Source organism: Rhodoblastus sp. (assembly GCF_019449565.1).
Lineage (GTDB): Bacteria > Pseudomonadota > Alphaproteobacteria > Rhizobiales > Beijerinckiaceae > Rhodoblastus.
The window spans coordinates 1-10,332 of the sequence record NZ_JAGRPM010000079.1 but is presented as its reverse complement, the minus strand read 5'-3'; the positions used below and the strand labels follow the sequence as shown (position 1 = coordinate 10,332).

Genomic DNA, 10,332 nt, shown 5'->3' with positions numbered 1-10,332 from the left:
GTGGTCATCAAGGCAGAAGTCGTAGAACAACCGAGCCGCTGCCGCCTGTACCCCCATCATCGCCGCTTCTCCCGCAAATCAGCAGGAGAAGTGAATCACGCCACCCGCAGCGCGGCAACGGATGAGTTTTTCAACACAATCTTGCCTGAACCGGCCCTTCAACCTTCGATCGTTTTTTGTCGATATCTGCCGAATAGAACGAACAATTGAACACCGCCCGTCGCGGCGTCTGACGAGCCGAACAGGGAATGTTTTCCTGGGTCGTCAGTGAGATTCATGGCGGTCGTCTGCCGCATCAATCAGGCTCATAGTGTAGATCAAGACAAACGCACTATGACGGCGATGTCGACAGCTCGGGACTCGTAACCTCGCTCGCGCCCGCACGTCAGGCCGGCGTCGCCTGCAAGGCTGGATAGGTTCCTGGACCCGGTGTGCGGGCGATATTCATCACCCAGCAGATCGTTGCGAAATAACCGATCAATACCGTCAGCTCCACCACGCCGGAACAGCCGAAAATACGTTCGGCTTCCATGAAACTGGCGTCGGACAGGCCATTGTGGCGCAGGATTTCGGCCACGACGTCGAGCGCGGCGGCTTCGTCCGCGGGCAGATCGCGCGGCGCCCGGCGCGCGGCGAGGGCGTCCAGAGTTGTCTGAGCGACGCCGGCCTTGAGGGCGAGCGGCGCATGGGTCTGCCATTCGAACTGGTTGTCAGTGGCGCGAGCGGTCATCGCTATGACAAGCTCGCGGATGCGCTCCGGCAGCCCGCTTTCAAAACGCAGGACCGCGCCAAGGTCGCCAAGCCGCTCCATGAGCGCGGGCTTGTGCAGCAACGGAATGAACGGACCGAAAATCGCTTTGCGCGGCCCCCTGACGATGGCTTCGGCGGCGGCGCGCTGCGCATCCGACATTTCGCCCTCGGCCAGCTTGGGGAGGCGCTCTGTTCTGTTTTCAGCAAAGCCTTGCGGCGTGGTCATGGCCATTTCCCGTTACAGCTTGAGAGAAGTCAGAGCGAAACGTCATGATGTCTCCGTCCGCCCAATTCATATGCCGGTCAGGCCCCGGCGCCTTCGTTCTACCGGAAGCGTCTTTCGCTCCAGGGGTTGGCGCCATCGCGCAGCCAGCCAAGGGTTTTTTGCCAAAGATCGGCTTCGCGCGGAGTTTCGAACATGCCGAAATGGCCGATTTTTTCGCAACCGAAATCCTGCGGGTCGAGCAGAATGGACTGGCGCTCGGCGTCAGTATAATACCTCAGCGCGTTGTTTGCCGCGCTTATCACGCCGAATTCGTCATCCGACATGACGATCGCCAGAATAGGCGCAATGACCGACGAGAAACCTGCCCGCACGCTGGGACGCATCCGCGAGGGGTGGTTCAATTCGATGTCTCTACGCCGGAAACTCCAGGCGTTGGCGACACCTTTCGGCAAGTCCTCCGACAAGCCGACGCGCTTGCCGGGGAAATAGCCATAACGCGCCGTCAGCGCGGGCATCGCCACATGCCATTGCCAGAAAAGCCGCCGCCGTTGATCGCGGGGGTAATCGCCCCATGACCCATAGAGCGTTCCCATCGTCAATATGCGCGAAATATGCAGTCCGTTGGGCGCAAGCCCCGGCAGACAGCCACCGAAACCATGACCGATGACGATCAGGCGCGCGCCCGGCGAGATGCGTTGCGAAAAAGCGAGCGCGGCGTCGCAGTCATAGAGGCCCCATTCCCGCAGGCGATAGCGGCATCCGCGCAACTTGTCCGGGCGCGAAAGGCCCACGCCGCGATAGTCATAGGTGAGGACATCAAATCCATGGCGCGCGAGAAAGGCGGCGTAACGATGATAAGTCCGGGCCGGCGCGCCGAATGTCGGATTGATCACGACTACGCCGTTCCGGCGGACGCTTCCGCACGGCCAGAAGTGCCCGCGCAAAGCAACGCCGTCACGGCAGGCCAGCACGATTTCAGTCTGCTGCGACACCGATGCGGATTGGGGATGAATCGTCATCTCACTCCTCGCTTGCCGTGAAAAACCCGCGCAATAATGAGCGATCAGCGATGGGCATAGGCCTGAGCGCGCTAAAGGCGCGAACCTGCCGCGTCATCCTTGCCCTGTCGGGAGCGCAGCTGTTGCGTGTGGCAATGTGGCGTTTCAGTTGCACGCCTGATTCAGGCAGAACCAGTTCGAGCTGGAGGTATCGAGAATGTGAACGAACAGGTCCTGGGGCTTTACGCCTGCGGATGCGAGGAGGTTCGATCGAAGTCCGCGCAGGAAGGAGCGCTTCTGGTCGTCGGAGCGAGCATTCATCGCCGTGATCTGGACGAACATGAAGTCGTCGCCACGGTTCACGCCGAGGAACTTGTCGCTCCTCAGCAGATTCTCGGAATCATAGGTGGCGACGATATGGAACTTGCCATCCGGAGGCGCGTCGAATTCGCTGACCAGCGCTTGATGGACGGCGTCAGAGACGGCGTTCCGCCGTTCAACAGGCATGGATTTAGGCAACGTCAAATTGACTACAGGCATTCCAGTCTCCATCGAAGTGAATTTCGGTCCATCACAAGACTATGCAATTGATTTTAATGAACCAAATCGTTCAACAGCTTCCCGAATCCTGGGCCTGACCGCAAGCGACTTCGACTCAGCTTCGGTTGAGCGCCGCTCAACCGAACGCGCGTCTCTCGCACTGCTCGTGGATGGCGCGCGACGAAGCCAAACCTGTTCGCCAGCGCCCGTTCTTCATTCCGGCTTCCGCGCGAGCGCAGACAAAGCCTTCATTTCGGAACGGATCCAGTCGCGGAAAGCGACGACCTCCGGCCGCGCCAGCGAGTCGCGGCCTGCAACCAGCCAGTGGGCGGTTTCGCAGGGGAGCGGTGGTCCAAGAACCATTGCGAGGCGGCCTGAATCGATATCTGATTTGACCAGCGGCAGTCGGCCAATGGCGACTCCGAGCCCCTGCGCGGCGGCTTCCATGGCCAACTGGAAACTATCCATCCGCAGGCCGCCCTCTCCTTCGAAGTCGCCAACGCCCGCAAGGGCCGCCCATGTGGCCCAATCCTCGGAAATGTTGACGACATGAAGGAGGGACTTGCCCTTGAGATCGCCGGGCGCGCGGATGCTCTCGGCCAGTCTGGGCGAACAGACCGGAACGAGACTTTCCGATGTCAAACGAATGGAATAGAGATCGCCCCAATCCCCGCGTCCCATGCGAATGGCGAAGTCAACGCCGTCCCGCGGGAACTCGACCGGACGCTGGGACGTATCGACGGTGACCTGGATATCGGGATGGAGCGCGTTGAACCTGGGCAGGCTCGGCGCGAGGCAGCGGATTGCGAAGGTGGGGGCGACGCTGATAGCGAGGCGGCCCGTCGGACGCCGCCCCGGCACAGCTTCGACAGCCGAGGCGAGCTGCTGGAGCGCGTCCCGGACTTTGGGCAGAAACGTCAGGCCGGCCGCCGTCAGGGTCAGCGTACGGTTGTTGCGCGCGAAGAGCAAAGCGCCCAGCCAGTCTTCGAGGGTCTGGATGCCATGGCTCACTGCGCTTGGCGTCACGCCCAGCTCTTCGGCCGCCAATTTGAAGCTGAGATGCCGTCCGGCCGCCTCAAAGAGCCGTAGCGTGTTCAATGGAGGCAATCGGTAGGCCATGATTTCGCTTCTGCGTTCGTTTTCGGCAGTCTGAGGTGCGAAGGGCGCCGTGACAACGGAATTGTGTGACTCCGCCGGGTGACGATTTGCGCGGCCGGCGTCTCCGTCGCAGAGCGGGTTCGCGCCCGTCAGCGGCCAATGAAGCGAGCGGGACGTTTCGCCAAAAAGGCGGAAATGCCTTCCCGAATGTCTTCAGTCGGCGCCACCAATCCGAAGTGCATCGCCTCGATGGCCAGCCCCTCGTCGATGGAAACGTTAAGGCCGCGCGTGACGGCGCCCAACGTGGCCGCCACGGCGAGGGGAGACTTTTCCATTATGCGCCGGGCCAGCCCCTTCGCGGCGTCGAGTAATTCCGCGTGGGGGACGACGCGGTTGACAAGACCGATCGACTGAGCCGTTTCGGCGGAAATGGGATCGCCGGTCAGCAGCAATTCGAGCCCCCGCTTACGCCCAACCAGGCGCGGCAGCCGCTGGGTGCCTCCGAACGGCGGCGGGAAGCCCAGGTTGATTTCCGGTTTCGCGAAGGACGCATGCTCGCTCGCCACCGCCAGATGCATGGCTTCCGTAATCTCGCAGCCTCCGCCGAAGGCCAGACCGTTGACAGCGGCGATGATCGGTTTGGGATAGTTCTCCAGACGGGCGGTCAAGCGCTGACCCCGACGGACGAACTCCCTCAACGCGGTCACGGTCCCTTGGGCGACCACCGTCGAAAATTCGGCAATGTCAGCGCCAGCGGAAAATGCGCGACCAGCGCCGGTCACGATCACCGCGTTGACCTCCGGGTCCCGCTCGATCGTATCCAAGAGCGCCAATAGCGTCTCGATGACCTCGAAGTTAATGGCGTTCAGCTTTTCGGGACGGTTCAAGGTGAAGATGGCGATACCGTCGCTGATGGCGCAATTGACGACGTCTGTCATGTCGATTTCCTTTATGCTTGGGCTTTGTCGTTGATGCGGATCCAGGTCGTTTTGAGCTGGGTGTATTGATCGAAAGCGTGCAGCGAGCGGTCGCGCCCGCCGAACCCCGATTGCTTGACTCCCCCGAACGGCACGCTCATGTCGCCGACATCATAGCAATTGACCCACACGAGCCCGGACCGAAGCGCCCGGGCCATGCGATGAGCGCGATCGAGGCTCGCTGTCCAGACGTCTGCGGCGAGGCCATACCGGCTGTCGTTCGCCAATCGTACGGCCTCGGCCTCGCTTTCAAATGTCATCACCGATAGAACCGGTCCGAAAATCTCCTCGCGGGCGATCGTCATATTCGGAGTGACACCGTCGAAGACCGTCGGCTGAATGAAACTTCCGCGCCCGGCGACGGTTGCGCGTTGGCCGCCAGTTACGATTCTTGCGCCCTCGGACAAACCAGCGCCGATGAATTCCATGACGCGGTCGCAGTGACGGTCATCGACCATGGCGCCCATCCGTGTCCGGACGTCCAGGGGGTCACCCGGCTGCAACTGCGCCGCATGGGCAAGGACGCCCCGCATGAGGCGATCCTTGACCCCTGCCTCGACGAGCAAACGGGAACCCGCGTTGCAGACCTCGCCTTGATTGAAAAAAATCCCGAACGCGACGGCCTGAGCCGCCCTTTCGATATCGGAGCAGTCCGCAAACACGATGTGAGGCGACTTGCCGCCGGTCTCGAGGCTAACCTGCTTCAGATTTGACCGGGCCGCATATTCGAGAAACATGGCGCCGACCGCAGTCGATCCGGTGAAAGTCAAGCAGTCGACGTCGTCATGTAGTCCGAGCGCCTTTCCCGCAACCCCGCCATAGCCCGGCGTGACGTTGAAAACGCCCTCCGGGAGGCCGGCCTCCAATGCCAATTCCGCCAATCGGATTGCGGTGAGCGACGACTGCTCCGCGGGCTTGAGGATCACGCTATTTCCTGTCGCCAAGGCTGGCGCAACCTTCCAACAAGCCATGAGCAGGGGAAAGTTCCACGGCACGACCGCGCCGACAACACCGACGGGCTCTCGTGATACGAGCGCCAAACTGGAACGGGCTGTCGGGGCGATTTCGCCATAGACTTTATCGATGGCCTCTGCGTGCCAGGCGAACGCGTTTGCGGCGCCGGGAATGTCGATCGCCAGCGCGTCCCGGATGGGCTTTCCCATGTCGAGGGATTCTAAGAGCGCCAGTTCGTCGCGATGAGCGACGATCAATTGCGAAAGCTTCGACAATACGCCCTTTCGCTCAGCGGGCGACCTGCCCGACCAACGCCCGTCGTCAAACGCCATGCGGGCGGCCCGTACCGACAGATCGATATCGACGTCTCCGCAAGCCGCGACCTGTGCGATGACTTCGCCTGTGGCTGGATTCAAGCTGTCGAAGACTTCGCCCGATTTGGCGGCAACTGCCTTTCCATTGATGATTGCGTCGCCACAGGGCTTCAACTCCCGAGCAAGTTTTTTCCAAGATTGAAGATCCATGTCGTTCACGCCGGCTTTCCACTTGACCCTGTTGCTGGCGCATATTTCCCCGCGCATGGATCCAGAGCAAATTTGAAATTTTCATGCGCTGGTGAACCCTGATCAACTATGTCCCGAATCGCCATTCCTTAAGTCAGATGGCTAACGCCAAAGACGGTTGCGCCGAGTCGGCAGCTCTTCTTTGCTGTCGCGCACCCGCGATCGCGTCCTCCCAACGGCTTTCGCGCGTGAAGTCTTGGTCAATGTGGAAGCGGCCATCGAAGCCGTTGAGCGCGTGGAGGGCGAGCTATCGTGAACTCGGCCTGCCGGCGGCGGATCGGGATGCTTATTCGCGGGGCGCCCGAGGCAGTCTGACGTCACGGCCGCCGTGGCATGGCGATACACGGCCCACAGCTGGGAGACAGACTTCGCGCCCCACTGCATTCCGCCTCGTCCGCCTATCTACGCTCCGTCCCCCACTGAAAGCAGGCAGGGATCGTTCAAAACGTGCTTCGCTTTTCGACGGAAATTCCGCGCCTTCCCGGGTCAGTCCCCAATGAAATTCAACAACTCCACTCCATAAAGATTCTGGCGACCGGGGAATGTCCCATTTTTGACAGCTGCAGAATAAGCCGCGATTCCGGCATCGATCTCAGAGCCGAGTTCGGCGAAACGTCGCACAAATCGGGCTGTTCGCTTCGTCATGCCAAGCATGTCTTCCAGAACGAGAATCTGCCCATCGCACGCAGCGCTCGCCCCGATACCAATGGTGGGAACTGGCGTATTCTTGCTGATGTGATGAGCTAAGGGTTCAACGATCGCCTCCATGACGATGGAGAAGGCCCCCGCAGCAACAACCGCCGCTGCATCGGCCTCGATAGCCCCCATCTCATTGGAGGCCCCCAAGGCGGCAGCCTCCTCTTTTCCCTGTGCACGGAACGAGCCGATCGTGTGAATGGATTGAGGCGTAAGTCCCACATGCCCCATGACTGGAATCCCGCGAGCGGTTAGAAACGCGATCGTCTCACCAAAATGAATGCCGCCCTCAATTTTGACAGCTCCGCAACCAGTCTCCCGCATGACCTGCGCGGCCGACGAGAAGGCCTGTTCTTTGGACCGCTCATATGACTCGAAGGGCATGTCGACGACCACCAAGGCCCGACGTGAAGCTGCAACAACCGCTCGACCGTGCATGATCATCATGTCGAGAGTCACCGGGAGAGTTGTCTCAAACCCATAGAGAACATTGCCAAGCGAATCGCCGACTAGGAGAATATCGCAATGCGGATCCGCCAGCTTTGCTGACCAAGCATGGTAAGCCGTCAACGCGACAATCTTCGCGCCCCCTTTGCGGGCGTAAATATCGGGGGCCGTCAGGCGCTTCATCCCATCGTGAACAGACATGGCGGTCTCCTCGGCAAATCAACGACGAAGGTCTTGGAGCATCTCGTTAGAGGGTCCCTGCTTCGAGCTGGTTGAGATAGATAAAATCAGGCGCACGAACGCCCGCCATGCGACGAATTTCGATGAGTTCGGGTGACTCGAAAAACGCGCGGGCTGCAGCCAACGATGTCCAGCGGGAGAAATGGACGACCCTGCAATTGTAAGCTTCATCGGCTAGCAGCTGGTACTCGATCTCGCCCGCCTGCCGTCGGATCTCGGCGGCATCCTCGAAGATGGTTTTCCATTTCGCATAGTCTGCCACTTCGTGGATAATCAACACAAAGGAGTTATGCGGTTTGCTGGCTTGTTCGGTCATTTCGCTTTCTTTGTCAGGCATGGCGCTGACCCCTCTTCGCCATCGGGTGAAATCACTGGGCTTGCGAGCATCTGCTCTTCGATCTCTGCCTGCTCACGAATTTTGCTTGAGCGACTGCGCTTTGAAAGGCGCTTGTTAGTCGAGAGTGCATTTGGCTTCAGTTGGAGTCACCACTGGTAAGCAGCCAGCGGCAATTCTACTGCCCGGAAGCAATAGCCGTGGTGAAACCCATTAATTGTCAACATCACGACCAATAGTCAGCCTCCGCATAACAGCAAAATGCAGATTTTGTTGCCCTCGAGATGCCTGACGTAGGCACTGTCAGTTGGCGCTCCGACAAGCAGAAACGGTCGACCCGCATGGGCAGGCTGCCAGCGTATCCGGCCTTCGTCCGGATCCCAGAATCGAAGGCGCCAGCCGAGTTCGGCTATCAACGCGCCATGAAACAGTTTGGCGACAAGGAGATCGCTCGCTCGCCCCAAGATTGATGTGCGAGATCATCGTGTCGTCCACATCGTTTACGGCATTGCATTCAACGTCGCGTCCAGGTTCGATAGACATCATTTGGAATCATCGCCGTGGCTTTGCCTCGGCGATGAGGCGGCACGATTTGCTGAAAGGTGAGATTGCACCTTTCGCCGATGGAAAGACCAGTGGTGAAATGGACAATAAATGGGCAGAATTCGTCACGACGAAGAGGCGCAGTCTTATTGCCGGGGCTCGAAGGAAAATGATTATCACGGCCTAAATGAAGCCGGATCGATATTTGTCGCGATTTCATAAACCCGTGAACTTTGTTCCATATGAGTGAGCGTCAACCGGACACTCATCTGACATTCGGCCTTCTGTGTTCCCGGTCGCTGTCTACCAGGCTGAGCCATCCTTGCGCGCGAACGTCCACCCTCCATCGGAATAGCGGGCGACCAGATCGTCCTCTGGGTATTCGCCCCGATCATCATTACACCGGTTGCCCACCTCCAGATATTGCACGTCCTCGGCGGTGCGGTTGATGAGGTGATGTGCTTGGCCATTCGCGGGGAAGCCAACGCACATGCCCGGCGCTAGCAGCACTTCGCCTTCGTCGGTCCTGAGCGTTGGCGATCCTATTAGGACGTAAACGAATTCGTCCTGGTGCGTGTGCCGATGCAGCAGTGCCGACTGAGCCCCGGGCGCAAGGCTGGTCAGGTTCACGCCGAAGTGGGTCAGTCCGAAGACGTCGCCCAACTGACGCTTCTGCCGCCCAGATACATGCTGAGCTAAAGGGGCTGGATAGTTTGATGGCTTGCGCCGAGGCGGGATGTCGGTCGCGAACATGGGGGGCTGCGCGGCATTGCTCATTCGACTGTTCTCCGGTGATTCCATCGATGAGATTAAACCCCTACTAATCCAAATATTGGTGAGTTAATTTCAACTATCCTACGCTCGCTCTTCAACCAGGCTCGGCGACGGGAAGGAACTTGCACATGTCTGCGAACTTGCCCTCTCTGCGAGGATTGGCTGCCCTGACCGCATTGGCGAGGCATGGACGCCATGGCGCCGCCGCGGAAGCGCTCGGTATTTCTCGATCGGCTTTGTCCCATCGGCTCGCCGATCTCCAAGCGGAACTGGGCGCAACGCTCATCACGCCCCATGGACGACTGTCAGCACTATCCGACGAAGGCGTGGCGCTGCTCGCTGCAATGGGTGACGCGCTAGAGAAAATCGAAGCCGCTGTTGCGCCTCTGCAGCGCAGACGCAACCAGGTTCGGCTAAGCACCGTGAGCACCTTCGCCTCCAACTGGTTGCTGCCCCGCCTTCCAGAGTTCCAGAAAGGCAATCCGGGCATCGAAATCGCAGTTTTTTCGACACAGCGAGTGGTCGACATGGAGGAGGAGGACGTCGACTGCGCCATCCGCCACGGCCTGGGCGATTGGCCTGGTCAGGGTACGCAACTCCTGTTTCATGAAACCCTGACGCCGGCGGCAGTGCCGGGGCTGGCGACGATCGCGCCATCGGATTGGCGCATTATTCGCGCTCGAACGCGTTATCGGGATTGGGCGCGATGGTGGGACGCGGCCGCGATGGAGGAAGATCCTCCGCAAGGAGGGGTGATCGTGGAGAATCGCGCGCAGGCTTTGGAGGCTGCCTTGGCCGGCGCGGGTGTTGTCCTAACCGATGCGCATTACCTCAAAAGTCACCTCGCATCTGGCCGCCTCGTCCAACTCGGCGCCATCATCGACCTCGCCGAAGCCTACTATTTGGTGCGCAGATCGAACCCACGAAATCCACGCCATGTCGATTGTCTTCAGCGATGGTTGCTTGAGCAAGTTAGCCTTCCGGCTTCCAGCAAAGCGAACGCCTGACAATAAATGCCGCACGCGACAATGTTCTGCGTTCTGCCTCCAACATGTTGATTGCCACTGAGAACTGACCCGCTTTGGGCGGGCATTTCCACTGAGATTTGACCCATGTTTGAACTTCTCCCGGCTGGCGTCAGCGGGGGTCTTTGGAGTGATAGACATGGCGTTATTGAGCGTTATCCGGCGCT

12 protein-coding genes are annotated in these 10,332 nt (G+C 59.8%); 3 read left to right on the top strand and 9 right to left on the bottom strand.

Translation table 11 applies throughout. The features are described 5' to 3' along the window. The coding region (locus tag QZ409_RS17370; protein WP_296713785.1) for a hypothetical protein at nucleotides 1-210 on the top strand (210 nt) is incomplete at its 5' end. Between the two features lie 175 nt (nucleotides 211-385). Here QZ409_RS17370 and QZ409_RS17365 read toward each other — a convergent pair. The 8 genes from QZ409_RS17365 to QZ409_RS17330 form a co-directional block, all read right to left on the bottom strand. Next, nucleotides 386-976 (bottom strand): carboxymuconolactone decarboxylase family protein, encoded by a 591-nt coding sequence (locus QZ409_RS17365; protein WP_296713783.1) that lies wholly within the window; start codon nucleotides 974-976, stop codon nucleotides 386-388. 98 nt (nucleotides 977-1,074) lie between these two features. Continuing rightward, nucleotides 1,075-1,995, bottom strand: a complete 921-nt coding sequence (locus tag QZ409_RS17360; protein WP_296713781.1) for an alpha/beta fold hydrolase — start codon at nucleotides 1,993-1,995, stop codon at nucleotides 1,075-1,077. Between the two features lie 144 nt (nucleotides 1,996-2,139). Further along, nucleotides 2,140-2,514: a tautomerase family protein gene (locus QZ409_RS17355; RefSeq protein WP_296713779.1), complete on the bottom strand. Its 375-nt coding sequence runs from the start codon at nucleotides 2,512-2,514 to the stop codon at nucleotides 2,140-2,142. Nucleotides 2,515-2,727: 213 nt separating this feature from the next. Continuing rightward, nucleotides 2,728-3,633 carry a transcriptional regulator GcvA gene (gcvA, locus tag QZ409_RS17350; protein WP_296713777.1) on the bottom strand — a complete coding sequence of 302 codons (906 nt, stop codon included), beginning with the start codon at nucleotides 3,631-3,633 and terminating at the stop codon, nucleotides 2,728-2,730. A gap of 128 nt (nucleotides 3,634-3,761) precedes the next feature. Continuing rightward, on the bottom strand, nucleotides 3,762-4,550 hold the full coding sequence (locus QZ409_RS17345) for a crotonase/enoyl-CoA hydratase family protein (protein ID WP_296713775.1): 789 nt from the start codon (nucleotides 4,548-4,550) through the stop codon (nucleotides 3,762-3,764). Nucleotides 4,551-4,561: 11 nt separating this feature from the next. Next, nucleotides 4,562-6,067 carry an aldehyde dehydrogenase gene (locus QZ409_RS17340; protein ID WP_296713772.1) on the bottom strand — a complete coding sequence of 502 codons (1,506 nt, stop codon included), beginning with the start codon at nucleotides 6,065-6,067 and terminating at the stop codon, nucleotides 4,562-4,564. A 525-nt stretch (nucleotides 6,068-6,592) separates the two neighbouring features. Then, nucleotides 6,593-7,450: a 3-methyl-2-oxobutanoate hydroxymethyltransferase gene (gene panB, locus QZ409_RS17335; protein ID WP_296713770.1), complete on the bottom strand. Its 858-nt coding sequence runs from the start codon at nucleotides 7,448-7,450 to the stop codon at nucleotides 6,593-6,595. Between the two features lie 46 nt (nucleotides 7,451-7,496). Beyond that, nucleotides 7,497-7,805 carry an antibiotic biosynthesis monooxygenase gene (locus QZ409_RS17330; protein WP_296713767.1) on the bottom strand — a complete coding sequence of 103 codons (309 nt, stop codon included), beginning with the start codon at nucleotides 7,803-7,805 and terminating at the stop codon, nucleotides 7,497-7,499. A gap of 487 nt (nucleotides 7,806-8,292) precedes the next feature. Between QZ409_RS17330 and QZ409_RS17325 the strand changes: the two genes are divergently transcribed. After that, the gene (locus tag QZ409_RS17325) at nucleotides 8,293-8,553 is read left to right on the top strand and encodes a hypothetical protein (protein WP_296713765.1); all 261 of its coding nucleotides are present in this window, start codon (nucleotides 8,293-8,295) and stop codon (nucleotides 8,551-8,553) included. 116 nt (nucleotides 8,554-8,669) lie between these two features. Here the strand turns inward: QZ409_RS17325 and QZ409_RS17320 are convergent, their stop codons facing one another. Further along, nucleotides 8,670-9,143, bottom strand: a complete 474-nt coding sequence (locus tag QZ409_RS17320) for a cupin domain-containing protein (protein ID WP_296713764.1) — start codon at nucleotides 9,141-9,143, stop codon at nucleotides 8,670-8,672. A gap of 125 nt (nucleotides 9,144-9,268) precedes the next feature. On the opposite strand from QZ409_RS17320, the gene QZ409_RS17315 reads away from it, so the two are divergent. Beyond that, nucleotides 9,269-10,147, top strand: a complete 879-nt coding sequence (locus tag QZ409_RS17315; protein WP_296713762.1) for a LysR substrate-binding domain-containing protein — start codon at nucleotides 9,269-9,271, stop codon at nucleotides 10,145-10,147. Nucleotides 10,148-10,332 lie beyond the last annotated feature (185 nt).

Coding starts and splice junctions, on each gene's coding strand:
- QZ409_RS17365 (WP_296713783.1), bottom strand. CDS start 976: ATGACCACGCCGCAAGGCTTTGCTGAAAACAGAACAGAGCGCCTCCCC.
- QZ409_RS17360 (WP_296713781.1), bottom strand. CDS start 1,995: ATGACGATTCATCCCCAATCCGCATCGGTGTCGCAGCAGACTGAAATC.
- QZ409_RS17355 (WP_296713779.1), bottom strand. CDS start 2,514: ATGCCTGTAGTCAATTTGACGTTGCCTAAATCCATGCCTGTTGAACGG.
- gcvA (WP_296713777.1), bottom strand. CDS start 3,633: ATGGCCTACCGATTGCCTCCATTGAACACGCTACGGCTCTTTGAGGCG.
- QZ409_RS17345 (WP_296713775.1), bottom strand. CDS start 4,550: ATGACAGACGTCGTCAATTGCGCCATCAGCGACGGTATCGCCATCTTC.
- QZ409_RS17340 (WP_296713772.1), bottom strand. CDS start 6,067: ATGGATCTTCAATCTTGGAAAAAACTTGCTCGGGAGTTGAAGCCCTGT.
- panB (WP_296713770.1), bottom strand. CDS start 7,450: ATGTCTGTTCACGATGGGATGAAGCGCCTGACGGCCCCCGATATTTAC.
- QZ409_RS17330 (WP_296713767.1), bottom strand. CDS start 7,805: ATGACCGAACAAGCCAGCAAACCGCATAACTCCTTTGTGTTGATTATC.
- QZ409_RS17325 (WP_296713765.1), top strand. CDS start 8,293: ATGTGCGAGATCATCGTGTCGTCCACATCGTTTACGGCATTGCATTCA.
- QZ409_RS17320 (WP_296713764.1), bottom strand. CDS start 9,143: ATGAGCAATGCCGCGCAGCCCCCCATGTTCGCGACCGACATCCCGCCT.
- QZ409_RS17315 (WP_296713762.1), top strand. CDS start 9,269: ATGTCTGCGAACTTGCCCTCTCTGCGAGGATTGGCTGCCCTGACCGCA.